The organism is uncultured Pseudoxanthomonas sp. (assembly GCF_947498795.1).
In the GTDB taxonomy this organism is placed as follows: Bacteria; Pseudomonadota; Gammaproteobacteria; order Xanthomonadales; family Xanthomonadaceae; genus Pseudoxanthomonas_A.
In genome coordinates, this window is record NZ_CANMLQ010000007.1 from 124,601 (window position 1) to 150,824 (window position 26,224).

Sequence of the window (26,224 nt, forward strand, 5' to 3'; positions counted from 1 at the left end):
TCATGCCACCTGCGGCTGGGCGCGGCCCAGCGCCGCCAGCCAGGCGTCGCTGGGTGCATCGGTCGACAGCGTGCGCACCTGGACGCCACGTGCAGGCAGGCGATCCAGCGCGCGCTCCAGAGGCTGCTGGAACTCCATGCGCCAGGCCTCGCGTTGCGAGGGGCTGGCCAGGTCGAGCTCCACGCGCTGGTGGCCCACGACGAACGGCAGGCGCCGGGAAGGCGGCGCCGTTTCGAGCGGATCGGTCAGCAACAGGACGACGACATCGTGGTGAGCGGCCAGCGCAGGCCAGCGCGATTCCGGAATGTACGCCAGGCTGTGCGGATCGGCCAGCACCAGTAGCCGTGAGCCGGGCCGCAGCAGCCGTGCGGCGTGGTCCAGCGCGAAGGCGAGCCCGAGATCATCGGGCGGCGGCGCGGCATACCAGCGCACCAACGCATCGAGCACGCGCAGCGCACCGCGGGTGCCGGACGCCGGCGGAACGGGTGCTTCCGCCAGGCTGCCGCGGAGGATGGCGAGGCGATCCCCGTCGCGCGCAGCCTGCCACGCCGCGACTGCGCCAGCGCGCGCCGCCTGCACGGACTTGAAGCGTGTTCGCGTACCGAAATAGAGCAGCGGCGAGGTATCGGCCACGATCAGCGTCAGCCGTTCGCGTTCGGCCTGGAACAGCTTGGTGTGGGTACGGCCGCTGCGCGCGGTCAAGCGCCAGTCGATGTGGCGCACGTCGTCGCCCGCGACATACTCGCGCGACTCCGCATACTCCATGCCACGACCCCGCATCGGCGAGGCGGACGGGCCACTCACCGAATGCCGGCCCCGCCGGGCGGGCGGGCGACGCTGCGCGCTCGCACGCAGCGCGATCAACTCGGCCAGGGTGGGCTGGATGCCTTCGTTCATCGGCAGGACACGCGCGAGTGCAATCCCGGATTCAGGGCAACGGAACCGCGTCGAGCAACGCCTTCACCAGGCGATCGCCGTCCCAGCCCTCCGCGGTCGCCTCGTAACTCGGCAGCACGCGATGACGCAGCACGTCCGGTGCGATCGCACGGATGTCGTCGGGCGTGACGTAGTCGCGGCCCGACAACCACGCGCGCGCGCGCGCGCACCGCTCGAGCGCGATGGAACCGCGGGGACTCGCGCCCCAGGCGATGCGCCGCGCCAGCGCAGCGTCGTAGCGGGAGGCGTCGCGCGAGGCGAGCACCAGTTCGATCAGATAGCGCTCGAGCGCCGGCGCCAGATGCAGGTCGAGTACCTGCGCGCGCGCCTGGAAGACATCATCCAGCGGCATGCGCTCGACCGCCGCGTGCACCGACTGCATCTGCTCACGCGCCCGGTCACGCGCCAAGCGCAGGATTTCCGCTTCGGCCGCGGCCTCGGGATATCCGATCTTCACGTGCATCAGGAACCGGTCAAGCTGCGCCTCCGGCAACGGGAAGGTGCCCTCCTGCTCGATCGGGTTCTGGGTCGCCATCACCAGGAACAGGGCCGGCAGCGGGTACGTGTGCCGACCCACGGTCACCTGGCGCTCGCCCATCGCCTCCAGCAGCGCGGACTGCACCTTCGCGGGCGCGCGGTTGATCTCATCGGCCAGCAGGAGGGGATGGAAGATCGGCCCGGCCTGGAATTCGAAGCGCGCCTCCTGCGGCCGCCACACTTCCGTCCCCGTCAGGTCCGCCGGCAGCAGATCCGGGGTGAACTGCACGCGGGCGAAGTCCGCATGCAACCGCGACGCCAGCGCGCGGATCGCGGTGGTCTTCGCCAGTCCCGGGGCGCCCTCGACCAGCAGGTGACCGTCCGCCAACAAGGCGATCAGCAGGCGCTCCACCAGCGCGGCCTGGCCGACGATGGCCTGCGAGAGGTCGTCGCGCAGGGTAACGAAGCGATCGAACAATCCGGGGGGAGACGGGAGGTCCATGAGCGTTGGATGGCGGAGGGTGCGTGTGGGACCCACAGTCTGCCACGCGGGTTCCCGACCCCGCTGCCGGTACCGAAGCGGATTCAGCGGAAGTTCGCGGCGGCTCGACGGATCAGAACGAAAAAGGGCCGCTTCCGCGGCCCTCTCCGATCCGTGCAGAACGAGGGATCAGCGCTTGTTGACCGACAACACCTTCGGGGTGATGAAGATCAGCAGCTCTGCCTTCTGCTTGCTGCGGCCCTTCTTCTTGAACAGGTTGCCCAGGAAGGGGATGTCGCCCAGGAACGGCACCTTGGAGACGCTGCTGCGATCGGTGAACTCGTACACGCCGCCGATCACCACGGTCTGGCCATCTTCCACTAGGACCGCCGTGTTGATCTCGCGCTTGTCCAACTCCGGCACGCTGCCGTAGCCTTCCAGCGTGATGTAGCGGTTCACTTCGTCCTTCTTGACGTTGAGATTAAGGAAGACACGGTTGTCGTTGGTGATGGTGGGCATCACCTTCATCTCCAGCAACGCCTCCTTGAACTGCACGTTCGGCGTGGCTACGCCACCCTGGCCGGCGGTGATCGTGACATAACCGACCTCCTTGCCTTGGCGGATGACGCCCTCGCGCTGGTTGGCGGTCACGAGGCGCGGGTTCGAGATGACTTCGCCGCGACCTTCTTCCTGCATGGCGGACAGTTCGAGGTCTAGGTCGAAGTTGCGACCCAGAAGCGTGTACGCGATCGCTCCGGCGGCCGACTGGGTGAATCCGCCCGCCGGCAGATTGACATTCAGATCACGCGGCAGGATGCGGTCATCACCGTTGCCCACGTTCACATTGTCGGTGATGTTGCCGCCGATGATTTGCGTGCGATCGCCAGTACGGCGGGCATTGATACCGAAGCGTGCGCCCAGGTCGCGGGCAAACGTGTCGGTTGCGATCACGATGCGACCTTCGATCAGAACCTGATCGACGGGACGGTCGATCGTCGAAATCAGCTCGCGCATCTGCGCGACCTTCTTCGGAATGTCGCTGATCATCAGCATGTTGGTGCGTTCGTCAGCGACGATGCGACCGCGCGGCGACAGGAAGCCGTTCTCCTGGTCGCGCCCGCCATTGCCACCCCCGCCACTGCCGCTGTTGCCCTGGTTGCCGATGCCCTTGGCCTCGGTCAGTGCCTTGAAGATCGCGGCGGCGCTGTGGTAGTTGATCTGGACGTAATCCGTGACCATGTCCTCGCGATTCTCGATCGCGATGCGGGCGTCTTCCTTGTCCTGCTCGAACTTGGCCAGCTCGGGCTGCGGCGCAACCCAGACGACCGCGCCGTCACGGCGTTTGTCCAGGCCTTTCGCCCGCAGGACGATGTCCAACGCCTGGTCCCACGGTACGTTGACCAAGCGCAGCGTGACGTTGCCCTGTACGGTATCCGACGCAACGATGTTGAGGTTGGACTCTTCCGCGATCAGCTGCAGTACCGTCCGCACCGGGACGTCCTGGAAGTTGAAGGTGACGGGGCGACCGCTGTAACGACGGGCCTCGGCTGCCACCCGCTGCGCCGCTGCGACAACCGCCGAGGCACTGGTACCGCCGACAGCGCCCGGGGCTCCCATTGCCTTCTGACCCGCGCTGGGCACGATCTCGACGACGTATTCGTTGCCGGTCTGGTAAGCCAGGGACTCGAAGTTGCCGCGCGTGCTGAGCACCAGCTGCGTGCCCGCTCCCTTGCTCTGCGCATCGACGCGCTGCACGGGCGTGGCGAAGTCGGTGACGTTCAGCGCTCGCTGCAGGGATGCAGGCAGCGTCGCGTTGCCGACGTTCACGACTACGCTATCGCCCTGGTTGCGAAGGTCGGGCGTCGCCCCCTGGCCATCGAACTTGATGACAAGGCGACCGGCCCCGTCCTCACCCCGGCGGAAATCGATGTTCGACACCGACACCGCAGACGCGGGCTGGGTAACGGCGACGGGGGACGTGGCCTGCGCCGTCGGCGAGACGGCACCCGCCGCACTTGCCGCGGCAAGCAGGCCGATGGCCAGCCCCAAAGAGCAGACCCGGAAGGTAGCCAGGCGCCGGGACGGCCGCAGGCGGTGGGCATTCGTAGCGGTCATCGTGTATCCCCCAATCATTGATCTTCAAGCGCGATGGACGCCGGCCGTTCCAGCCAACCGCCCGCGCCATCCGGCACTAGTTCGACAAGTTCCACGCCATCTTCGCGGACCGAGGTGACCCGGCCATCGCTCTGGCCCAGGTAGTTCCCCGGACGTACCCGGTAGGTGACCTTGTCGGGCCCCATCACCAGTGCCACCAGACCCGCCCCCTTGCCGATCGTACCGACCATGTCCAGGCTGTCCAGCGGGTACTGCTCCAGTGTTTCCTTGCGCCGGTTGGGGTCGGGACGCAGCCCGCCCCCATCGGTGTTGCTCCACGCATTGCTGAAAGGATCCCGCAACGTCTGCGCGGCATACTCGAACGTTTCGAACTGCTGCATCACAGGCAGCGGGTCGAGCGGGGGCGCGGGACGCGCACGCACGTCTTCGACCCATTTCTGCAGGTTGGGCGCGTCGCCGGGGGTGCTGGTGACCCCCCGCGCGCAACCCGACGCCGTCAGGACGGCCGCGAGGACCATGAAATGCCAGGTGCCGCGCATCATGGTGACCCTCCTGCCTTGGCCGCCTTGTTCTTTCCATCCGCCTTGGCTGCCTCAGCCGCCGCAGCCTCCTGTTCCGCCACCTCGGTCTCGTCGAGGTAACGATATGTCTTGACCGTGCCCGACAGTTCGAGCGCGCCGCGATTGATCCCGTCCTTGCCTTCCTTCGGCTGCAGCGAAATGTCGTGCATCGTCAGGATGACGACGCGCGGCAACGAAGCGACGCCGCTGACGAAGGCACCGAACTGGTGGTAGTTGCCCACCATGCGCAACTGGATCGGCTTCTCGGCGTAGAACTCCTTAAGCGTCTCCGGCTCCGGCTGGAACAGCTCGTTGGTGAGGCCACTGGACAGCGCCGTCTGCGAGATGTCGATGATGAGATCCGGCATTTCCGTCTTGCTGGGCAACTGGCGGAGCATCTGCTGCAGCACTTGCTCCATCTGCGCCAGTTGCTGCTTCAGCGGCTCCAGGTTCGCGGCCTTGGCCTGCTCCTTCTCGAAATCCTGCCGCAGGCGTACTTCTTCCTGTTCCAGCGAATCCAGGGTCTGTGCCTTGCCCCTGACGAAGAGGAAGTAGGAGAGCGCAAGGATGAAGATCGCCAGCACCACGCAGAAGCCCATCTTGGCGTTCTGCGGCCAGGCACCGATGTTGTTGATGTCCAGGTTCTTGAGCGATGTCTTCTGGCTCATGCGTTGCTCCCGGAAGCCGGAGGGGTATCGCCTGCAGGAGCGGAGGGTGCCGGCGCTGCGGGTGCAGGTGGCGCTGCGGGTGACGGGGCGGCAGGCTGGCCTTCAAGCGGCGCGGTGGTCGGTGCCGGCGTGGTTGCCGGGGCACCCGGGACGGCCGGCGATGCGCCGGCGGCGGCGGTCTCGGCTTCCTGCTCGGCGGTCGGGTTGGCGAGCCGCACCTGCAGCGTGAACACGTAAGGCAGCGCGCTGCCGGCTCCCGGGTTGGTCAGCGTCTTGGACTCTTCCGGCTTGGCTTCGATGATCGACAGCTCGGGCTTGGTCATCCAGCCGGAGGTCTCGAGGTTGCGCATGTAGGCGCTGACCCGCGCGTTGGATTGCGCGCGACCTTCCAGCGTCAGCACTTCGCCTTCCTGCTTGATGTTGGACAACATCACGCCATCGGGAATGGTGCGGACCAGCGAGTCGAACAGGTGGACCATCTGCGAGCGGTTGGCCTGCAGCTTCTCGATGACGTCCTTGCGGGCCAGCAGGCGGCGCTTCTGCTCGTCGAGCTTTTCGATTTCCTTGTTCTGTGCCTGGACCTTCGCTATCTCGTCCTTAAGGAAATCGTTGCGCGCGGTCTGTCCGGACACCTGGCGGTCGTAGTGGAACCACAACAGGAAGGAGAGCAGCAGGCCGGCGATCGCGGCGGCGCCCAGCATGACGTAGAACTCGCGCTGGCGCTGCACACGACGTTCGGCACGCCATGGAAGTAGGTTGATTCTTGCCATCAGTCGAAGCTCCTCAAAGCCAGGCCGGTGGCGATCATCAGCGCGGGCGCATCCTGCGCCAGCGCATGCGCCTGCACGCGCGGGCCGAGGGTCATCTGCGCCAGCGGGTTGGCGACCACGGTCGGCACGCCCAGTTGCTCCTCGACCATCTCCGGCAGGCCGGGCAGCGCGGCGCAACCGCCGGCCAGCACGATCTGGTCGACGCGGTTGAACTCGCTACCGGCATAGAAGAACTGCAACAGGCGGCTGATCTGCTGGACGGTCGCCTCCTTGAAGGGTTCCAGCACTTCGACTTCGTAGCTTTCCGGCAGGCCACCCTGGCGCTTGGCCAGGCCCGCCTCTTCGTACGTCAGGCCGTAGCGACGCATGACCTCATCGGTCAGCTGCTTGCCGCCGAAGACCTGCTCGCGGCTGTAGAGGCTGCGTCCGCGCCGGAGCACGTTGAGGGTGGTCATGGTGGCGCCGATGTCGACCAGCGCCACGACACCGTCCTGCGGGATCGGCAGGTCGGACGCCATCAGCGCGAACGCGTTCTCGACAGCGAAGGCTTCGACGTCCATGACGCGCGCCGTCAGTCCGCCCAGTTCGAGCGCGGACTGGCGCAGCTCGACGTTCTCGGAGCGCGAGGCGGCGAGGAGGACCTGCACCATCTCCGGGTTGTTGGGCATCGGGCCCAGCACCTCGAAGTCGATGTTCACTTCCTCGATCGGATACGGGATGTAGTTGACGGCCTCGAGCTCGACCTGGGCTTCCAGGTCGCTCTCGTCCAGGTCGGCCGGCATCGGGATGATCTTGGTGATCACCGCGGAGCCGGACACCGCGGCCGCGGCGTGCTTGGCCTTGCTGCCTGCACGGTTCACGGCGCGGCGGATGGCCTCGCCGACCGCCTCGACTTCGACGATGTTCTTCTCGACCACGGCGTTCGGCGGCAGCGGCTCGACGGCATAGTGTTCAACCCGGAAACGGTTGCCCACGCGCGAGAGCTGCAGCAGCTTTACCGCAGTCGAACTGATGTCGACGCCGATGAGCGGCGACTGGCTTTTTGGGATTAGCCCCACGGTCTTTCCCCTTCCGACGGGCACTGGGCGCAACTTGCGCCGACATTAATAACCAAGTTTTTACGCTTGGCAACCGACGATCACGTGGCTGTGCGGCTTGTCACGTTTCACGAGGGTTGTTCCCCAAGTCCCTGTTCCCCATGGGATCACCTGTGGCGATCCCGGCGGTCATCTATACTCTGCCGCTACGAATTCTGCAATCGGAAAGCACTGGATGTCCCGTTTCCGTCGTCTTCTCCGTTGGACCCTCATCACGTTCCTGATACTTGGCCTGGCCGGCGCGGTCGGGCTGGGGGTCCTGTACTACACGGTCTCGTCGAAGGTGCCGGACGTCCAGTCCCTCCGGAACGTCGAACTGCAGGAGCCGCTCTACATCTACGCCAACGACGGCCGCCTGATCGGCCTGTACGGCGAGATCCGCCGCTATCCCGTGCAGATCGGCCAGGTCCCGGCCCGGGTGAAGCAGGCGTTCATCGCTGCGGAAGACAGCAAGTTCTATGAGCACCGGGGCGTGGACCCCACCGGCGTGGCCCGCGCGGTCTGGCAGATCGTCAGCCGCAAGGAAGGCCGCGTGGCCGGCGGCAGCACCATCACCCAGCAGGTCGCCCGGCAGTTCTTCCTGAGTTCCGAGGTGAGCTACAGCCGCAAGATCCGGGAAATGATGCTGGCGTTCCGCATCGAGGAGATGCTGACAAAGGACGAGATCCTGGAGCTTTACCTCAACAAGAGCTTCTTCGGGAACCGCTCCTACGGCGTCGCCGCGGCCGCCGAGTACTACTACGGCAAGACCCTGGACCAGCTCACCCTGGCCGAGACCGCCACCCTGGTCAGCGCACTCAAGTTCCCGTCCAGCGGCAATCCGATCAGCAACCCCGGCCGCAACCAGCAGCGCAGCGCCTACGTGGTCGAGCGCATGCGTGAGGACGGCTACGTGACCGCCGCCGAGGCCGCGCAGGCGAAGGCCGAGCCGATGCACGCCAAGCCGCACGAGCGGCCGATCGAGGTCAATGCCCCCTACGTGGCCGAGATGGTGCGCCAGGAAATGATCGCGCGCTTCGGACCCGAGGCGTTGACGAAGGGCTACCACGTCACCACCACGCTCGATGCCGCGCTGCAGACCGCCGCCAACGAGGCCGTCCGCGATGGCCTGGGCCTGTACGACCGCCGTCATGGCTGGAACGGCGTCGAACAGCATGTCGACGTGGCCGCCGACGCGGACGCCGCGACGCTGGCTACCCATCTGCGCGGCATTCCCGCACAGAACGGCCTCATCCCGGTCATGGTCGCCCGCACCGCGGATGACGGCAGCGCGACCGTGGTCATGGCCGATGGCCGCGAGATCACCCTGCCCGTCGCCGCCAGCAAGTGGACCGGCCGCTCGCCCGCCAGACTGCTGAAGCGCGGCGATCTGGCGCGTATCAAGGCCGGCAAGGAAGAGGGCAGCTACGCGCTCGAGCAGATCCCGCGTGCGCAGGCCGCGCTCGTCTCGCTCGACGCCAACACGGGCGCATTGCGTGCACTCGTGGGCGGTTACAGCTTCGCCGGCAACAAGTTCAACCGCGCCACGCAGGCACGCCGCCAGCCGGGCTCCAGCTTCAAGCCGTTCCTCTACGCCGCCGCGTTCGAAAAGGGCTTCAATCCGGCCTCCATCGTGCTGGATGCGCCGGTGGTGTTCCGCGACCGCCGCGGCCACATGTGGCGGCCCCAGAACGATGGCGGCGGCTTCCGCGGCCCGATGCGGCTGCGCGAGGCGCTCGTGCAGTCGCGCAACCTCGTGTCGGTGCGCCTGCTGGACGGCATCGGTGTACCGTTCGCACGCACCTACATCAGCCAGTTCGGATTCGAAGAGGCCGAACTGCCGCCCAACCTGTCGATGTCGCTGGGTACCGCCTCGCTGACGCCCCTGTCCGTGGCGCGCGGCTACGCGGTGTTCGCGAACGGCGGTTCGCGAGTGACGCCATGGTTCATCGATCAGGTCAAGGATCGCGAAGGCAACGTGGTGTTCAAGGAGAACCCCGCCGTCGCATGTCGCGGATGCGGCAGCGGCCAGCACGGCGCCAGCGCGGCGGCCGCCCAAGTGGTGGACGGCTTCAACTTCGGCCCCGCCGATGCCCCCAAGCCGGCAGCGGTCGAAGCGCAGAAGGCCGAGCCCGAGCCGAAACCGGCCGACCCGAACATGGTCACCGCACCGCGTGCGATCGATGAGCGCACCGCCTACCAGCTGGTGTCCATGATGCGCGACGTGGTCCAGCGCGGGACCGGCACCGCAGCCAAGGTGCTGGGGCGCGAGGACGTGGGCGGCAAGACCGGCTCGACCAACGATCACCGCGACGCCTGGTTCGGCGGTTTCGGCGGTACGTACGCCACCGTGGTATGGGTGGGCCGCGACAACTTCCAGTCGCTCGGCTACCGCGAGTACGGCGGCAAGGCGGCGCTGCCGATCTGGATCGAATACATGCGCGCGGCGCTGAAGGACACACCGGTCGCATCGAACGACCTGCCCGAGGGCATGGTGCAGGCCACGCTCAATGGCGTGACCGAATGGGTCAAGGTCGAGGACATGGAGCGCATCCAGGACTACGACCTGTACGGCCCGGAAGACGCCGTGCCGGACGAAGAGGCGTTCGACATCTTCTGACGCCATGGCGTGAAGGCTCCCTGACGGCGCGCATGCGCCGTCATCGCCAACGCGGGAGCATGGTGTACATTCGGCTCTGTTTCGACGCGGAGGCCTGTCATGCACCACGCCCGTCAACACGCCGAAACCCGCACCCGCGAACGCCGCCAGCGACTGGCGCACGAGGCCGCCCGGCTGATGGCCGAGGGCGGCATCCGCGACTACCACCAGGCCAAGCTCAAGGCCGCCAGCCGGCTGGGCATCCACGACGATGCTTCCCTGCCCCGCAATCGCGAAATCGAAGACGCACTGCGCGAGTACCAGCGCCTGTTCGCTGGCGACGCGCATGTGGCGGGACTGCGGCGGCGGCGCGAAGCTGCGTTACGCGCGATGGCGTTCCTCGCCGACTTCTCGCCCCGCCTCGTCGGCCCCGTGCTGGAGGGCACGGCGGACGGGAACACGCCCGTGCACATGCATCTCCACAGCGACGATCCGGATGCCGTCACGCGTTTCCTGGAGGAACATCGCATCCCCGCCGAGCCGCGCGAACGCCGGCTGCGCATCGACCGGGAACGCGTGGCCGACCTGCCGGTCTGGGTGTTCAGCGCCGAGGAACTGGGCTTCGACCTGACGGTGCTGCCCCACGACGCACTACGCCAGGCGCCGCTCTCCAGCATCGACGAGAAGCCCATGCGGCGTGCATCCGCCACGCAACTGCGCCAGATGCTCATCGAAGAAGACATCGCCGGCTACGAACGGGATGCCACGCGTCGCTGAGCCGACGCCCTGCGTCCCCATGCCAAAAGAAAAGGCCCCTTGCGGGGCCTTTTTGCTTCTTGCGAGATCAGCGCTTGCCGGTCGGCACGTAGTCGCGCGGCGCGTAGCCGGTGTAGATCTGGCGCGGACGGCCGATCTTGGCTTCCGGATCGATCTGCTGTTCCAGCCAGTGCGACACCCAGCCCGCGGTGCGGCCGATGGCGAACATGACGGTGAACATCTCGGTCGGGATCTTCAGCGCCTTGTAGATGATGCCGCTGTAGAAGTCGACGTTCGGGTAGAGCTTGCGCTGGATGAAGTACTCGTCCTTCAGCGCGGCCTCTTCCAGCTTCATCGCCACTTCGAGCAGCGGATCGTCGACGCCCAGCTCGCCCAGCACCTTGTGGGTCATCTCGCGGATGATCTTGGCGCGCGGGTCGAAGTTCTTGTACACGCGGTGGCCGAAGCCCATCAGGCGGAAGCCCGATTCCTTGTCCTTGGCCTTCGCCACGGCGGTCTCGACCTTGTCCGGCGTGCCGATCTCTTCCAGCATCTTCAGCACGGCTTCGTTGGCGCCGCCGTGCGCCGGGCCCCAGAGGGCAGTGATGCCGGCGGCGACCGATGCATACGGATTGGCGCCGGTCGAACCGACCAGGCGCACCGTCGAGGTCGAGGCGTTCTGCTCGTGGTCGGCGTGCAGGATGAACAGCAGGTCCAGCGCCTTGGCGACGACCGGGTTCAGTTCCAGCGGCTCGCTCGGCACCTCGAACATCATGTGCAGGAAGCGATCGACGTACTCGAGGTTGTTGCGCGGATAGCGGATCGGCCAGCCGATCGAGTAGCGATAGGCAGCGGCGGCCAGGGTCGGCATCTTCGCGAGCAGGCGGATCGCGGCCAGGCGGCGCTGCTCCGGGTCTTCCAGGTCCAGCGTGTCGTGGTAGAACGCCGACAGCGAGGCGACCGTGCCGGCCAGCATGGCCATCGGGTGCGCGTCGTAATGGAAGCCGTGCAGGAAGTTCTTGAGCGACTCATGCATCATCGTGTGATGCGTGACCTCGTGTTCGAACTTGGCGAACTCCTGCGGGGTCGGCAGTTCGCCGTTCATCAGCAGGTACGAGACTTCCAGGAAGCTCGAATGCTTGGCCAGCTGCTCGATGGGGTAGCCGCGGTACAGCAGTACGCCGTTGTCGCCATCGATGTAGGTGATGGCCGACTTGCAGCTGGCGGTAGCGGTGAAACCGGAGTCGTAGGTGAAAAGACCCGTTTCCTTGGTCAGCTTGGAAATGTCGACGCAGTCGTTGCCCAGCGTGGGCTTCAGGACGGGCAGGACGACGGATTTGTCGCCGGCATTCAGCGTGACCTGGTCAAGTTCGGACACAGTGTGCGCTCCTTCGTGGGGTAACGCCGGCCAGGGGTCCGGACGGCGCGTGACGGGAGTCCAGGGAGTGAACCTTGGATGACCCGAATTATCGCACACGCCCTCTGGAGCCGTCGCTCGATACCGCACCAAAGTCAGACCAAAGGCTAAGGCGGCGGACGCAACCGAACATTCCGGAATGGCGCCGTATGCAGTGCGCGCAAACGCGAACGGCCGCGCACGAGGCGCGGCCGCAGCGGGTCAGGCGAACGACGTTTCGATCAGCGCGCGTAGCGCTTCTGGAACTTGTCGATACGGCCGCTGGTGTCGATGACCTTGTGCTTGCCCGTGTAGAACGGATGCGAAGCCGAGGAGATTTCGACCTTGATGAGCGGGTACTCGTTGCCGTCTTCCCACTTCGTCGTTTCCTTGCTGCCCAGCGTGGAGCGGGTCAGGAACTTGAAATCGGAGGTCACGTCGTGGAAGACGACTTCGCGGTAATTCGGGTGGATGTCGGCCTTCATGGCGGTAACACCGTGTCACGGGAATGGAAGAGCGGCATTTTAGCCCGCCCTCCCTGCCCAGCGCAACCCGCCCCTCACCCGGCCGCCAGTGCCGCCTCGATGAGGGCCTCGAAGCGGTCCTGGTCGTAGCGCAGCAGGATATTGGCCTTGTCGGGCTGCCCGCCCTCCCGGCGCCAATCCACGATCGAGGCGCCCCGGGCGTGGGCACCCTGCAGCTCGATGGCGAGCGGCCGTTGGGCCAGCTCCCGCGCGCCCTCCGGCGCCAGCACGAAAGCCATGGCGAGGGCATCGGCGGCGAACCAGTGGTCGCCGCGGCGGTCGGCGGACCACGAGCGCGTCTTCTCCGAGATGCGGTCGTAGAACCGGGCGCGCGCGGAATCGGCGCGCAGCCAGGCGGCCACGCGCTCGTGGTGCAGGCCATGGGCGATGGTCGCCTCCCAGTCGGCCAGGTCGTAGCGGTCGAACGCTTCCAGCACCAGGTGCGCAGCTTCGGGGTCGAAATAGAAGTTGAACTCCGCTGCCGGCGTAATGTTGCCGTGGCAGGTCACCGCCCCTCCCATCACCACGAACCGGGCGATCCTCTGCGGCAGCGTCGGGTCCAGCTTGAGCGCGAGCGCGACATTGGTCAGCGGCCCGAGTGCGACCAGCACCAGTCGGCCCGCGTGCTCATGCGACAGCCGCAGGATGGCCAGCACCGCGTGCTCGGCTTCTGCCTGGCGCGCTGCGGGCGGGAAACCCACATCGCCGAAGCCGTCCTGTCCGTGCACGTAACCGGCATCCGGCGACGGGTGCAGCAGCGGCGCAGGCGCGCCCGCGAACACGGGGATATCGTCGCGACCCGCGACTTCGCACAGCTTCAGCGCATTGCGCACGGTGTGCTGCAGGCCCACGTTGCCGGCCGCGATGGTCAGGCCGACGATGTCGTGGCGCGCATCGTTGAACGCCATCAACAAGGCCAGCGCGTCGTCGACGCCGGGATCGGTGTCGATCAGCAGGGGTATCTTTTCGCTCATCTTCTGCCCTTCGTCTTTCAGGTCGCCGAGTCTCGCATTGCAGGCGACGCCATGGAAGCGCACGGCGGGTCCTGTAGGGCGAAGCTCGCTCCGCTGCGACGAACATGTTCAGCCGAGCAAGCTCGGCTCTACGCAAGTCACGCAGAGGCGTATCGCGCCGCGCCACCCACCCAGCGCAGGATCACGCGGTCTGCCGCCGCAGGATCATCCGACAGAAGACGTTCCGCCAGTGCGTGCACCTGCGGCAGCAGGCCCGCATCGCGCGCGAGGTCGGCGACGCGGAACGCGGCAAGCCCGGTCTGCCGCGTTCCCAGCAACTCACCCGGGCCGCGCAGCTCCAGGTCCTTTTCGGCGATGACGAAGCCATCGTTGGTGGCCCGCATCGTCGCCAGCCGGTGCTTGGCCATCATCGACAGTGGCGGCTGATACATCAGCACGCAGGTCGATGCCGTCGCGCCACGACCAACCCGCCCACGCAGCTGGTGCAGCTGCGCGAGACCCAGCCGCTCCGCGTTCTCGATGATCATCAGCGAGGCATTGGGCACGTCGACGCCGACTTCGATCACTGTCGTGGCGACCAGCAGGTCGATCTCGCCTTGCTTGAAGCGCCGCATCGTCGCCTGCTTGTCCGCCGCCTTCATGCGTCCGTGCACCAGGGCGACGCGGGCCTCCGACAAGGAGGAGGACAACGCCTCGAAGGTCGTCTGCGCCGCCTGCGCGACCACCTCGTCACTGTCGTCGATCAGAGTGCAGACCCAGTAGGCCTGTCGTCCTTCCGCACACGCCGTGCGGATGCGGTCGACCAGCTCGGGCCTGCGCTCGGCACTCAAGGCCACGGTCTGCACCGGCGTGCGTCCCGGGGGCAGTTCGTCGATAGCGGATACATCCAGATCGGCATAGGCCGCCATCGCCAGCGTGCGTGGAATTGGCGTGGCGGTCATCACCAACTGGTGCGGTACGCGGTCGTGTCCCGCACCCTTGTCGCGAAGTGCCAGACGCTGGTGCACACCGAAACGATGCTGCTCGTCGACGATGGCCAGGCCGAGGTCGTGGAAGGTCACGGCTTCCTGCATCAAGGCGTGGGTGCCCACCACCACCTGCGCCTCGCCCGACGCCACCTGTGCCAGCACGGTCGCGCGGGCCTTGCCGGTGACCTTGCCGGCCAGCCATGCCACGCGCACGCCGAGCGGTTCCAGCCACGCGCGCAGGTTGGCGAGGTGTTGCTCGGCCAGCAGCTCGGTGGGCGCGGCCAGCGCCACCTGCTTGCCCGACTCCACTGCCAGCATGCCGGCCAGCGCGGCGACCACGGTCTTTCCGCTGCTTATGTTAGCAAGCCCATATCAAGGAAATCGTTCAGACTAGCGGCGCCGGTCCCGACAGGGCAGGTAGCCCACTATTCACTAGCCTCGATTTGCTCGAACAACTGGCTCAGTGGGAGCCCGAGCGCCGTTGAGATCCTGACGATCGTTGAAAGCCGGCAATCCTTGAGCCCTTGCTCGATATGGCCCAGTTGGGTGCGATGCATACCCAATTCATCGGCCAAGGCTTCCTGAGAATAGCCCAAACGCATCCTTGCAGCCTTCACTGCCCTGCCCAGCCTGACCTGAATTCCCGCGCCTGCCATGGCGCGAAGGGTCCGACTCGTAGCATTTTCGGTCTACAGTATTTACGGTAGCATTCTGGGAGCAACGATATCCAGGTGAACCAAATGAACCTGTTCCTTGTCGCGCCGGATCTGGACCTCACTCTAGAGCTCTCCATAGCACCCGACTCTCTCGACGCGGTGTCCCGCTACTTGTCGGCAGTGAAAGACGGCTGGGAACACGAGAACTTCTGCAAGCGCCTTGCGGAGGAGATAAGTCGAGGACTTCCGGAAGTGATCGATTGGAAGTTCAAGCCACCTACCAAAGCCCAGCAAGCTTTCGCTCGAACACTATGCCGCCAGTTGGGAATTTCACTACCCACTGATGCCGCCACGATGCGTGGAGAGATGCATAGATTCATCGAGTTCAACTCGCAGCGGCTTCGCGACTGACTCAACGCTAGGTGCTGCGAATAGGAGAGCGGAGCGCTCAGCTATGACTATGCCAGTGGAACGCACAAGAAACCTCATCCAAGCCGGTGCATTCCTTCGGGATCTTTCCGCCAACCAACATGTACCCAGAGAGATTCGAACAGAAGCATATAGATTGCTCCGTCACTTTCCTTCAGTGTCGGACGTTGCCGCGATCGCCGAAAACGAGGCGCGTCTCCTAGAAGTAGCGAAGTCTCACCTCTTGCAGAACTACCTCGTAGCCGACTTTGACCCTGAATGGGTGCGGGGATACATGTCAGGCCCGCACATTGGAGGCTAGAGACGTGGCAATGGTCAGCGAACAACAGTTGGAGCGCTGTTTCGAGCTCGGGCTCAAGAGCTTCGTCAATGAGGCTCAGTTCTTCACTTGCCTACTGAACGCCATGGTCTACGTACATGCTCCCGTCTCGGATGACTCCAAGAATGTTCGACTAATCCAGTTCCGCCATCCAGACGGATTCGACGCCATTCCCTTCTTTACATCGGCGCATCGATCCGAACGGGCCGCCTCCCGTGCCGTAAGAACAATTCACCTGCCTTGCGCAGAACTTCTCAAGGCAACCCTCGGCGCAACTCTCATGGTCAACCCAAACGATGGTGGCGCAGTGCTATATCCGGAGGAAGTCCGCGTACTGTTGAGAACGGGAACTCTTGACACCTTCGAGAAGGTGGAATCAGAAAATGGCTTTGCTGTTCGTCCAGCAGAGAATTTACCTAGCGCGCTCGTGGAGACGCTCCGTATGGGTGTCGCCCAAAGCCCGTTCATCAAAACCATGTTTGTTTTAGAGAAGCGGCCGATCGATGGAAGCTCCGCACCCATGACGCTACTTCTATACCTAGGCGTAGAGCTTAAGCATATGGAGCGCGGCGCCCGAGCTGTCATCTCGGCGATCCATAACATGAATCCTAGAATCGACCAGATCATTGATGTGGCGGTCTACGATGCAGCTGGTCCGAAGCCTGAGTTTATCAACCAGGTAGGCGCGATCTGCATGCTGTCGCCAAATAGATAAGCAATTATGGACATGGCGAAGTCCTACGAGCTCCAACGTACAAACTCGTCGCGCCTATCTATAGCCGAGTTAGTCCACGCGACATTTCAAGCGTTAGCCTGAGTGCGGAAGACTCCCAAAGCTGCGCATCGTTAAGCTGAGGAAAAACGTCTTGCACGCGTTGAAGGCTGAAGAATGTCGCCTGCCCCCAAGGGAGGTAGTCGCCTCCGCCGTGAGGCCTAAACTTCAACACGTCACCATCCATCTTCACCTGCGCCGCTCTAACCCATGAGCTTGGCTGATCGAACTGTGAGGGTGTTTCCCCCACGAAGATGAAGACCACAAGAGGGTCCCACGTAGAAACTTGCTGGGCCAAAGTCTGCCCAAGCTCATCACGTACCGCATCGCTCCACTGGCGGCGGTACTTAACCTCGACCAGCCAATGAGTTGTCCGCTCCCTATTGGCCGCAAAGAAGTCTGGCAATTTGCGTAGTGCTATAGGTAGGCCCAAACCAACGTACTGATCCATGGGAAGATCCGCCACCTCCCTAACGGTCTCCTCAATGCCAAGGGGCACGACTGTAAGTCCCGCCTGTGCAAACAACGATCGCACAAGAGATTGCGTTACAGCACCTTTGAGTCGGTTCTGGTAGTTCATGCAATCAGCACCCAGGACATGGAGCAAAAAAAGACCGCAGGTGGCGGCACGAGGTCCGCACAGCAACGCATCCTTCAAATTCCATTAGAAACAGTCAATATCCGAACGCCTCGCCCAGCCGATCGCGCCATTGACTGCGCATGAGCCCGGCAAAGTACCCTACCCCAAACCCAGCATTCCACTTGCGCGACCGGCGATGAATTGTTCTATAGAACTCTTCATGGACCCCTTCGCTTGTTGATCCGCTTCGCCAACACTTTCACACGATTAGCGTGAGGATCGAACAAGGAACTTAGCGCACCCTCCAGCAAATCCAGTGCATCAATCACTTCTTGCTGTGTCAAAGCGCCCGAATGGACTCCCGCATTACCTATCCATTTGACAGCCAATAGAAGCTCGCTAGCTTCGGGATTCTTAACCGAGAGAAGCTCAATTCTTCGATGCAGCGTCAGGCGCTGTCGCTTGCCCTTGGCCGTAACAGACTTTTGGATTCTGAGTTGATCCAAGAGTCTTTCGGTTGCTGTACGAATGTGTGCAGAAGAGGAAGTAGGATCTCCCCACGCATGCGCAAATGCCATCTTTAGCTCTGATCTTACTTCAGATTTGCATTGCTCCGGAACGATGATAAGCGCAGGTGATGGATCGAAGTACTCAGGAGTATAGAACTCCTGATAGTCGTAACTCTGCCCTATCGGCTGCAATCCACCCCTACCCTTTATCGTTGCTACCTCAAGGCAGTCGGTGTTATCGCAAACTGCGAGCGCGACAAACCTTAAGGTTGTCCAGTCCGGATCCCACGCAGGATGATCTTGTGCGGCAACTGACTCGGCCGTTGCCTTGGCTGATATGGAGTCTTTGTCAATCCTTAAGTGACCTGCTTTGCATGTTGGGCAGGGCCACGCAGGTGACCTCTGTTTCGTAAAGGAGTCCCGCAAGTTTCTCTGGTTAACTGGCATAGAGGTCTACATGCCCAACAGTTGAGCTCTGGGTCGGTTTACGTCAGCAACTCACAGCCTACCGAACGTTGGATTAGTCACTTCGTGCTGCGCGATCTTAGGGCCAGTCTGGTCGTACTAACAAGCCTAGCTGCAACCGAAGAGGTCAACAGCTACGGAGATGGATGATGTCCACTCTGGATTGGAAGCGAACATTGACGAGACCGGAATACTGTTGCGGTGAGTGAAGGCTGCGCTCAGCTCCTGCCTGTCATCCGCTGCATGACGTTGTCCCTGCCTGCAAGCAGATGGAACAGCGCCGCCAGGATGTGCAGCCCGATGACCCAGTAGAAGGCCTCGCCGATCCAGACGTGGGCCGATTCGAGGAAGGCGGCCAAGGCTTCGTGCGGTCCGAAGAACGACGGGATGACACGCTCGGTGAAAGGCAGTCCGATGCCCTTCCCTTCTGCGAGCCGCGCCACGATGCCGGTCAACGGTTGCACGATCAGGAACGCGTACAGCAGCACGTGGGTCGTCTTCGACAGCAGCGCAGACCACGCGGATGGCGGCGGCACGATCGGCGGCAACGGCGCCTTCATGCGATGGACCAACCGGGGAAGCGTGAGCATCAGGATGACCATGCCGACCAGGAAGTGGGACTCGACGGCCAGGATGCGCTCGTCCGAGCCGCGTTCGAACAGCTTCCTTGCATTGATGCTGGCGTAGGCGATGACCACCAGCGCGAACGTCGTCCAGTGCAGCCGACGGGCGAGGCGCGAGTAGTATGTCGGTGCAGCGGTGATAACGATGGCGTCGCGTGTGGATTCGGTACTCATGGCGCGACTCCGGCGGACAAGTGCTCGTAGAGGATGGTGGCGCCCACCGCGATCAGTACCAGGCCGCCCAGCGCTTCGGCCCACTTGCCGATCAGCGTGCTGAGAACGCGACCGGCCATGATCCCGATGGTGACGAGCGCAAACGTACACAAGCCAATGACCGTGCTGACTACCAGGATGTTCACCTGCACGAAGGCCAGGCCCACGCCGACCGCCATCGCATCGATGCTGGTCGCCAGGCCAGTAAGCGCGATGCTCCACATCGAGCCGGAGGGCGCCGCGTCTTCTTTCTCGTCCTTGGCGAAGAAGGCCTTGTAGAGCATGTGCAGGCCCAGCGCGAACAGCAACGCGAAGGCGACCCAGTGATCCCATTGCTCGATGAATTTCGCCGCCGCCGAGCCCAGCAGCCAGCCGATCATCGGCGTGATGGCTTCGACGACGCCGAAGATGAGGCCGATGCGCAGCGCTTGCGGCCAGGTCGGCTTGACCATGCCGGCGCCTTTGGCCAACGCAGCAGCGAATGCATCGGTGGACATGGCCAGACCGAGCAGAAGGATGGAAACGGGATTCATGGGGGACGAGCACCTGCGGTCGGGACTTTGCGGACGAACGAACATCGCCGCGCCCGACCGGGGTCACGTCGATATCCGTTGGTCTCGCCACCCAATCGGTCCGCGCGCCATGGCCTAGTGAAGCCAATCATGTTGACGTGCGGGCTCCCACGGTCCGTGGTAGCTGGCTACTCCCCAAGGGAATGATCGTTCCTCATGGAGGAAGATCGGGGCGCAGGATATCGAGCCTGCTGCGCTGCCGCAAGCCCGGGGCCGAGCGCTGGGGGCGACCAACGACGCTCGGAAGGCAAATTACAGGACTGAGCTGACCGGAGCCCCGGCCTGAATACTCAGGCTAGACGCCGATCCGCTGATAGAGCCAGATTCTGAAAGAACCTCAAGTTCCCAAAAGTTCTTCCATTGTTTCTTCCATATGAAAGATTCCCCTTTGAGATTTTAAAGTCGTTAATTCTTGTCAGAACGATGTAGTAGACATTAGGGCTACTTGTTCGCGGTTTATGAACAAAGTTCGTAATCTGCGCGTCAACTTCGTAGAGCGCAGCCTTCTTCCCAACATTTGACTCAAATGATTTGGTTCGCTCTTTGCCAAGATCCGAAATGACGAGGCGTTGTTCGCCTGGCGTTATCAAGGGCGACAGCCAAGCTCTCTCCGTTCTAGAGCCGCCAGAGTTCCGCTTGTAGACGAGGTATTGGCTGGGGCTGTCTTGATAGGCATGAAGAAGGTATCTACCGGAAGATGAGTCTGCGCCAGGCGGTGCATCCTGCACCAACATACATAGCCTGAGAACATCCTTTAAGAGCAAGTAAGTTGAGTGAAGCGGCGGTATGTTCGGCTGACCGCTATTTGATAGCCTGAAAAACTTCGCCTCTAGCCAATTGTCTTGGTAGAAGCCATACGACGCAAAGTTCTCATTGAAAATGTTCAACGATGAAAGATTGATGTGAACATCTGCGTGCTTTGATGTGCCGTGATAAAGAACCTCGCTTCGCAGCAGAGATATGGGGTTCTGCACATTGCGGGAGTTCAGTTCTTGAAGAATTGCAAGAGAAAAAGCATTGGCTATAGTCGCCTCGAACTGGTATTCAGAAAATGGAGTTCCCGTTAGAAACTCCGGCATAGCCATGAATGCTTGCTCAAATATCAATGCACTCTCCAGTCTGGCCAAACTACCCGCTCCCGGCTTACCCAAACACATATGTTGGGCGCCCCTCGACACAAATTGATCTTAGGGCTGTGCGATGCGACTAACAAGCCGCGCAATCCCTAGTTTCGCGAACGAGCAAGAATGCAGTTGGGGTCCCCCTCCGGGCTGGACGCGGCGACTGCAGTAAGCGTTACCAGGCCAACTAGGCCCCACAGATGGACCAGTCGGCACCATCGGGAATGGCCATGGCAACCCGGCCGACGGCTTGCTTCTTGGCTCGGTCAATGGGCAAAAATGGAATACTTCAAACGCCGTTCTCACCAACGCTTGAAGGGCGACCGATGGTGATACATCTTGTTGGCATGTCGGTCGAAGATGACTGAGTAATGGTTACGCAGTCTTTCGAAAAGGGTGACCGCTAGTGAGCCCTCCTTTCCGTCTTTGCGAGAAACCGCATAGCGATGCAGTGCGCCCAATACGGTATCGGGTACACAGCAGCAGGGCGTCGCTCCCTTGGACACGATGTTGACCTCTGGTGCCTGTAACGGTCGACGCTGGTTCTTGGCTTCCAGCTCGGTGTAGGCGCGGGTCACCGCCTCCTGTACGTCCGCCCTCGAAACCTTTGAACGGTTCTCCTCAACATGTATCGCGATCTCTGCGTCATCAGCAATCTTCAGGGCCGTCTCGAGAATCTCGCAAAGCAGGTCGGTGTAGGTCTTGGCGTACTCGCTCGGGCTAGTCAGCGGCGCCAGGGCGACCATGACCCTGACAGGTGAGGCGGCGATAAGCTTGACCACGGCCTCACGCTGGGACCATGTCGCATCACTCCAATGCAACCCCTTCTGGATGATAGACAGCGGATCGGCTGTCCCGAACGCATCTCCGGCCTCTTCGGCGAACAGCGTCCGTAGTTCTGTATCCAACCGGCCAGGCTCCAGAACGTCGGCAAGGCAGAGCGCGAGAAGCCGTGTGCCATCCGGATGGACGATCTCGGCCTCATCAACGAACCACGAAGCAGGTCGCAGCTGGATGACGGGCCTAGGCTCAAATGATTTGGCGATGTCATTCTCGTCGCATACCTTCTGCCAGGCAGCGCGCAGTCGATGCGCCAGACGCGGTTCGATGCTGGATACATAGTTGACCGTGCCATCCAGACGATTGACGTTGTGCTGTTCGGTGCCCCCCTCGCCGCCCCGCGATAGATGCTCCAGGAAGCCGAACTTCTCGATGTAGTAGAGCTCCTGCCTGAGCTTGTGCTTCATCGCGCGCGGGGCGTGGGGCGCGGCCTTGTCGGCCACGCTCAGGCCGGTGACGTAGTGCTTCTGGCCGAGCTTTGAGGTGCGGAACTTGCTCTTGTTCAGTCGGAAGAAGTGACGCTTGAGTACCGTTTCGATGATCTCTCGTGTGGGCAGTTCGCCATCGCCGGACAACGTAATGTCATCGGCATAGCGTGTGTAGGTGAGCCCCCACTCCTTGGCCAACGCATTCAAATCGTGGTCCAGGGGTGTTGCCACCAGGTTGGCGATCATCGGGCTGGCGTTAAGTCCCAAAGGAAGCGTGCCTTCGATGGTCAGGAAGCGCCCCAAAGCGTTGGTCACTGCCGGCTGCAAGCCTGCCGCTTCCAGGGCGAGCTCGACGCGCGCCAACGTGATGGAGGGAAAGAAGTCCTGAATATCTGCGCTAAGTAGCCGCTTGGCACCCACGTGGCGTCTTGCGTTGTGTCGTGTGGATCGGCCTTTGACGTAGCCAAAGGCGGCCTCATGGGGAAACAGGGAGCCGGGCCGGGAGAGGTAACGCTCCAGTACCCGTGCGGCAGACTTGTGGGCATGCTTGATGACCGGGCTGTGCGCTTCCCACACGACGCGGTACTTGCTCAGATCAAAGCTATCGAGCGAGAGCGTGACGATCCCCCGAGCGTCCTCAACAGGCACCGAGGGCAATGCACGGACGGCCCGCTTGGGGATCAGATGCCGGCGATAGATGCGCTCAGGCTCGCTGTTGTCTGCGATGAACGTGAAGATCTGCGTCGCAACGCCCAGCGCTTTGGCCAGTTGCTCAACGTTGGCCGGTCGAGCCAACTGCGGGATGTAGTCATCAAGGCTCATAGCAGGGGTGGGCGCCGTGCTGGAGAAGCAAGTGATACCGCGATGGCGGACGCGACTCGCGCCCTGAACCACAGGCAGGGACGCCCACCCCTGACTCGATAATATCAGCCGGCGGGGCTCCCGCTAGCTGCATGCATTCGGCTTTGCCGGAAGAGGATCGCAACGGCACTCAGGGCCTGCGCGGCGGCGTTGATGCATCTGCGACAATGCGACTTCCTTGCCCTGGAGATGCCAGCTGATGTCGTTCAAATCCGTCCTGATCGCGCTTGGATTCAGTCTGCTCGTTGCGGTAGGCCCGGTGATGGCTCAAACCCCTACCCGCGCTGCCGCCTTGGCGCCTGCCGGCGCACCGGCTCTGGGACCGGTAACGGCGCCGGTCACGATCGTGGAGTTCTTCGACCCGGCCTGCGAGTCCTGCCGCGCGATGTATCCCCACGTGAAGCAACTGCTGGCCGCCCATCCCAAGGACGTGCGCCTGGTGATCCGCTACGTACCCTTCCATGGGCAGGTATCCAAGGAGGCGATTGGTGTGCTGGAAGCAGCCCGGGAACAGAAGAAGTTTGAGCCGGTGCTGGAGACCTTGATGCGAAACCAGCCTGTGTGGGCCAGCCATGGCGCGTCGGATCCGAAGAAGGTGTGGGAGTTCGCTCTCGCCGCGGGCCTGGACCGCGCACGCGCACAGCGCTATCTGGCGACCGGAGCCGTCGAGACCCTGATCAAACGCGAAGTGGCCGCCGTGGAAGCGGCCGACATTCGCGGCACGCCGACATTCTTCGTCAACGGCAAGCTGCTGTCCGAACTGGGTCCTCAGCAATTGAGCGCGCTCGTGGCAACCGAACTCCAGCGCACCCGTAAGAAGCCCTGATCTTGGCGCGGCCTGCCGAGGTATTCGGCAGGCCGTGACGACGTAGAGAAGGATCACGACGTGGTGCCGCCGCGACCGTGATGTCATCAGCTTGAGGCTGTGGCGTTATGACCTGTCCCTGTAGGCCAGCAGACGCAGCGCGTTGAAGACCACCAACAATGTGGAGCCTTCGTGCACGGCCACCGCCGGACCGATACCGAGACCGAAGATCGTGGCCGGCACGAGGAAGGCGACGATGCCGAGGCTGACGAAGACGTTCTGCCGGATGATGCCGCGCGTGTGACGACTCAAGCCCACGGCGAATGGCAGGTGCTTCAGGTCATCGGCCATCAACGCCACATCGGCCGTTTCCAGGGCAACGTCCGAGCCGGCCGCGCCCATGGCGATGCCGACGGTGGCGTTGGCCATCGCGGGCGCATCGTTGACGCCGTCGCCGACCATGGCGACCTTGTCCTGATCGCGCAGCTTGCGGATCGCCTCGACCTTGTCTTCGGGCATCAGGTCGCCCCACGCCTCATCCAGACCGACCTCCTTGGCCACGGCCTGGGCCACCTTCTGGTGATCGCCAGAGATCATGATCATGCGCTCGATGCCCATGGCCTTCAGGCGCACCAGCGCCTGCTTGGCCGCCTCGCGCGGCGTGTCCATCAAGCCGATCGCGCCGAGCTCCCGATCCCCCAACCGCACGACCATGGTCGTCCTGCCCTGCTCGCGTAACGCGGCGATGGCCGCCGCCGCGGCGGCGCCCAGGGCGGGAACTCCATCCGCGCCGAACATCTCGGCCTTGCCGATCCATACCGGCTGATCGCCCAGACGGGCTTTGACGCCGCGGCCGATCAGGTTTTCCAGATCCGAGGCTGTCGGCAACTTGCCCGCATCCAACCGGCTGCGACCATCACGCGCGATCGCGGCCGCCAGCGGATGATCACTCAGCGACTCCACCGCAACGGCTACCTGCAGCAGCTCGGTCTCCGAGGCGCCGTCCACCGGCACCACATCGATGATGCGCGGGCGCCCTTCGGTCAGGGTGCCGGTCTTGTCGAAGGCCATCGCCTTCAACGAACCCAGATCCTCTAGCGGCGCGCCGCCCTTGATCAGCACGCCCCCACGCGCCGCGCGGGCGATACCGGACAGGACCGCGCTCGGGGTGGCGATGGCCAACGCGCACGGACTGGCGGCCACCAGCACGGCCATGGCGCGATAGAAGCTGTCGCGGAACGGCTCATCCACCACCACCCAGGCAAACAGCAGTAGGAACGCCAGCACCAGTACCGCAGGTACGAAGATCCGCTCGAAGCGATCGGTGAAGCGCTGGGTGGCCGACTTGCGTGTCTCGGCCTCGCTCACCATCTTCACCACCCGCGCCAGCGCGGAATCCTCGGCGCGCTTGGTCACTTCCACTTCGATCGCGCCGGCCCCATTGATGGTGCCTGCGAAGACCCGACTGGCCGCATCGACGCTGTCGGGCCGGCTTCGTGCCAGCGCGGCATCCTCCACCGGCCGCTTGTCCACCGGGATGGACTCGCCGGTCACCGGTGCCTGGTTGATGCTGGAGTTGCCCTTCAGCAGGAACCCATCGGCCGGCAGACGCTCATTGGGACGCACCAGTACCCGATCACCAAGTTGCAGGTCGCCGACCGGAATCTCGGTGGTGGTCTCGCCGCGGATGACGATCGCCGTGTCGGGTGCGAGTTCGGCTAGCGCCTCGATGGCGCGCTTGGCGCGTCCCATCGCGTAGTGCTCCAACGCATGACCCAAGCTGAAAAGGAACAGCAGCAACGCACCTTCGGCCCAGGAGCCTAGCGCGGCGGCGCCGGCGGCGGCGACCAGCATCAAGGTGTCGATTTCAAAGCGCTTGAGCTTGAGGTTGTCGTAGGCCTCGAGCAGCGTGTAGGCACCGCCAAAGACGTACGCACCGATGTAGCAGGCCGTGGACAACCACCCCGGCAATGAGGCGGCGAACTTCTCGATCAGAAAGCCCGCCAGCAGCAATGCACCGCACGTCAGGGCGAAGATCAGCTCGGCGTTGGGGCCGAGCAAGCCGCCGGCGTGGTCGTGGTCGTGCTTCTCCCCCCCGTGCTCGCCCTCTTTGCCGTCATGCGTATGACCGGCGTGATCCTCATGCTGGGACGGCTTGCCCGTCGCCACGCGTGCAACGCCCATGCGCTTCAAGGAGGCTTCCAGTCCGCCCTCGTCGATCTTTTCGCGCTCGAACTCCAGGTACACCGTACCGGCCGAGCTAGCGCGAGCTTCCAGTACGCCAAACACCGAGCTCATCTGTTCGGCCACGTTGCGGGCGCGTCGCTCATGCCCGATGCCGGTGACCGTCCAGGTCACGTGACCGAAGCTTTCCGTGACGCGTGCACCCGCGGCCTGGGCCAGCTCGCGAATGCGAGCCAGCGACATCACCTGCGGATCGAAGTGCACGCACAGTTGGCCCGGCCCCTCCCCCTCGGCAGGTCGAATGTGGACGCGGTCAACGCCGGGCCGCGCGAGCAGTTCGCTCTGCAGGCGCTCGATGCACGCATCGGCGGCATCCCGCACGTGGGGAAGCACAACGGGAATGTCCAGGCGCAACTTGCCAGGGGAGGTATCCATATCGATCTCGTCAGTGCTGCGCAGATGAACCTGAGTGTCCACAGCGCAGGTGAGTGCCACGCGACAGCACGGTCGTTGCGACCGGCGCACGCGATCCCAAAGTAGGGGCTAC

General features: G+C 63.6%; 24 protein-coding genes and 1 pseudogene. 6 read left to right on the forward strand and 19 right to left on the reverse strand.

Translation table 11 applies throughout. From position 1 onward, the window contains the following. From Q0907_RS15675 to Q0907_RS15705, 7 genes are all read right to left on the reverse strand, one after another. A complete protein-coding gene (locus Q0907_RS15675; RefSeq protein ID WP_299346603.1) occupies positions 1 to 897 on the reverse strand; it encodes a DUF58 domain-containing protein in 897 nt (298 codons plus the stop codon). A gap of 31 nt (positions 898 to 928) precedes the next feature. Beyond that, positions 929 to 1,915, reverse strand: a complete 987-nt coding sequence (locus Q0907_RS15680; RefSeq protein WP_296278559.1) for a MoxR family ATPase — start codon at positions 1,913 to 1,915, stop codon at positions 929 to 931. A gap of 168 nt (positions 1,916 to 2,083) precedes the next feature. Continuing rightward, positions 2,084 to 4,009 carry a type IV pilus secretin PilQ family protein gene (locus tag Q0907_RS15685; RefSeq protein ID WP_299346606.1) on the reverse strand — a complete coding sequence of 642 codons (1,926 nt, stop codon included), beginning with the start codon at positions 4,007 to 4,009 and terminating at the stop codon, positions 2,084 to 2,086. Positions 4,010 to 4,023: 14 nt separating this feature from the next. Further along, positions 4,024 to 4,548 (reverse strand): pilus assembly protein PilP, encoded by a 525-nt coding sequence (locus Q0907_RS15690; protein ID WP_299346693.1) that lies wholly within the window; start codon positions 4,546 to 4,548, stop codon positions 4,024 to 4,026. Beyond that, positions 4,548 to 5,237 carry a type 4a pilus biogenesis protein PilO gene (gene pilO, locus Q0907_RS15695; RefSeq protein WP_299346609.1) on the reverse strand — a complete coding sequence of 230 codons (690 nt, stop codon included), beginning with the start codon at positions 5,235 to 5,237 and terminating at the stop codon, positions 4,548 to 4,550. Before pilO ends, Q0907_RS15690 begins: the two co-directional genes overlap by 1 nt. After that, the gene (locus Q0907_RS15700; RefSeq protein ID WP_299346611.1) at positions 5,234 to 6,007 is read right to left on the reverse strand and encodes a PilN domain-containing protein; all 774 of its coding nucleotides are present in this window, start codon (positions 6,005 to 6,007) and stop codon (positions 5,234 to 5,236) included. Before Q0907_RS15700 ends, pilO begins: the two co-directional genes overlap by 4 nt. Beyond that, on the reverse strand, positions 6,007 to 7,065 hold the full coding sequence (locus Q0907_RS15705; protein WP_343229822.1) for a pilus assembly protein PilM: 1,059 nt from the start codon (positions 7,063 to 7,065) through the stop codon (positions 6,007 to 6,009). Before Q0907_RS15705 ends, Q0907_RS15700 begins: the two co-directional genes overlap by 1 nt. 214 nt (positions 7,066 to 7,279) lie before the next feature. Between Q0907_RS15705 and Q0907_RS15710 the strand changes: the two genes are divergently transcribed. Together Q0907_RS15710 and Q0907_RS15715 are read left to right on the forward strand one after the other, a co-directional pair. Further along, complete coding sequence (locus Q0907_RS15710) at positions 7,280 to 9,703, forward strand: penicillin-binding protein 1A (RefSeq protein WP_299346615.1); 2,424 nt, start codon at positions 7,280 to 7,282, stop codon at positions 9,701 to 9,703. Positions 9,704 to 9,802: 99 nt separating this feature from the next. After that, positions 9,803 to 10,459: a hypothetical protein gene (locus tag Q0907_RS15715; protein ID WP_299346618.1), complete on the forward strand. Its 657-nt coding sequence runs from the start codon at positions 9,803 to 9,805 to the stop codon at positions 10,457 to 10,459. Between the two features lie 67 nt (positions 10,460 to 10,526). Here the strand turns inward: Q0907_RS15715 and Q0907_RS15720 are convergent, their stop codons facing one another. From Q0907_RS15720 to Q0907_RS15740, 5 genes and pseudogenes are all read right to left on the reverse strand, one after another. Continuing rightward, positions 10,527 to 11,816 (reverse strand): citrate synthase, encoded by a 1,290-nt coding sequence (locus Q0907_RS15720; RefSeq protein ID WP_299346621.1) that lies wholly within the window; start codon positions 11,814 to 11,816, stop codon positions 10,527 to 10,529. Positions 11,817 to 12,076: 260 nt separating this feature from the next. Continuing rightward, positions 12,077 to 12,319: a type B 50S ribosomal protein L31 gene (locus Q0907_RS15725; protein ID WP_162336762.1), complete on the reverse strand. Its 243-nt coding sequence runs from the start codon at positions 12,317 to 12,319 to the stop codon at positions 12,077 to 12,079. A 74-nt stretch (positions 12,320 to 12,393) separates the two neighbouring features. Further along, a complete protein-coding gene (locus tag Q0907_RS15730) occupies positions 12,394 to 13,332 on the reverse strand; it encodes a nucleoside hydrolase (protein WP_299346628.1) in 939 nt (312 codons plus the stop codon). Positions 13,333 to 13,469: 137 nt separating this feature from the next. Then, a pseudogene (locus Q0907_RS15735) lies at positions 13,470 to 14,660 on the reverse strand (ATP-dependent DNA helicase RecG); the annotation flags it as partial. Between the two features lie 65 nt (positions 14,661 to 14,725). Further along, positions 14,726 to 14,956, reverse strand: coding sequence for a helix-turn-helix transcriptional regulator (locus tag Q0907_RS15740; RefSeq protein WP_056877930.1), 231 nt, complete (start codon positions 14,954 to 14,956; stop codon positions 14,726 to 14,728). Between the two features lie 84 nt (positions 14,957 to 15,040). Here Q0907_RS15740 and Q0907_RS15745 point away from each other — a divergent pair, with 84 nt between their 5' ends. From Q0907_RS15745 to Q0907_RS15755, 3 genes are read left to right on the forward strand one after another with little or no spacing between them, the layout of a single operon-like run. Next, a complete protein-coding gene (locus tag Q0907_RS15745; RefSeq protein WP_162108761.1) occupies positions 15,041 to 15,367 on the forward strand; it encodes a hypothetical protein in 327 nt (108 codons plus the stop codon). 49 nt (positions 15,368 to 15,416) lie between these two features. Next, the gene (locus Q0907_RS15750) at positions 15,417 to 15,686 is read left to right on the forward strand and encodes a BPSL0761 family protein (RefSeq protein WP_287758079.1); all 270 of its coding nucleotides are present in this window, start codon (positions 15,417 to 15,419) and stop codon (positions 15,684 to 15,686) included. A 10-nt stretch (positions 15,687 to 15,696) separates the two neighbouring features. Next, on the forward strand, positions 15,697 to 16,419 hold the full coding sequence (locus tag Q0907_RS15755; RefSeq protein ID WP_238394868.1) for an SseB family protein: 723 nt from the start codon (positions 15,697 to 15,699) through the stop codon (positions 16,417 to 16,419). A gap of 58 nt (positions 16,420 to 16,477) precedes the next feature. On the opposite strand, the gene Q0907_RS15760 is transcribed toward Q0907_RS15755, so the two are convergent. The 6 genes from Q0907_RS15760 to Q0907_RS15785 form a co-directional block, all read right to left on the reverse strand. Continuing rightward, a complete protein-coding gene (locus Q0907_RS15760; RefSeq protein ID WP_162108759.1) occupies positions 16,478 to 17,056 on the reverse strand; it encodes a hypothetical protein in 579 nt (192 codons plus the stop codon). A 218-nt stretch (positions 17,057 to 17,274) separates the two neighbouring features. Beyond that, positions 17,275 to 17,757, reverse strand: a complete 483-nt coding sequence (locus Q0907_RS15765; RefSeq protein ID WP_287758061.1) for a DUF4145 domain-containing protein — start codon at positions 17,755 to 17,757, stop codon at positions 17,275 to 17,277. A gap of 491 nt (positions 17,758 to 18,248) precedes the next feature. Then, positions 18,249 to 18,827 (reverse strand): cytochrome b, encoded by a 579-nt coding sequence (locus Q0907_RS15770; RefSeq protein ID WP_162108757.1) that lies wholly within the window; start codon positions 18,825 to 18,827, stop codon positions 18,249 to 18,251. Continuing rightward, a complete protein-coding gene (locus tag Q0907_RS15775) occupies positions 18,824 to 19,399 on the reverse strand; it encodes a manganese efflux pump MntP family protein (RefSeq protein WP_162108756.1) in 576 nt (191 codons plus the stop codon). The genes Q0907_RS15770 and Q0907_RS15775 overlap by 4 nt, the downstream gene beginning before the upstream one ends. A gap of 329 nt (positions 19,400 to 19,728) precedes the next feature. Further along, positions 19,729 to 20,565 carry a hypothetical protein gene (locus tag Q0907_RS15780; RefSeq protein WP_213605387.1) on the reverse strand — a complete coding sequence of 279 codons (837 nt, stop codon included), beginning with the start codon at positions 20,563 to 20,565 and terminating at the stop codon, positions 19,729 to 19,731. Positions 20,566 to 20,861: 296 nt separating this feature from the next. After that, positions 20,862 to 22,649, reverse strand: coding sequence for a reverse transcriptase family protein (locus Q0907_RS15785; RefSeq protein ID WP_299346640.1), 1,788 nt, complete (start codon positions 22,647 to 22,649; stop codon positions 20,862 to 20,864). A 238-nt stretch (positions 22,650 to 22,887) separates the two neighbouring features. On the opposite strand from Q0907_RS15785, the gene Q0907_RS15790 reads away from it, so the two are divergent. After that, positions 22,888 to 23,514 (forward strand): thioredoxin domain-containing protein, encoded by a 627-nt coding sequence (locus Q0907_RS15790; protein WP_056881651.1) that lies wholly within the window; start codon positions 22,888 to 22,890, stop codon positions 23,512 to 23,514. 105 nt (positions 23,515 to 23,619) lie between these two features. Here the strand turns inward: Q0907_RS15790 and Q0907_RS15795 are convergent, their stop codons facing one another. Further along, entirely contained in the window at positions 23,620 to 26,112 is a 2,493-nt protein-coding gene (locus Q0907_RS15795; RefSeq protein ID WP_056881652.1) for a heavy metal translocating P-type ATPase, read from the reverse strand. Positions 26,113 to 26,224 lie beyond the last annotated feature (112 nt).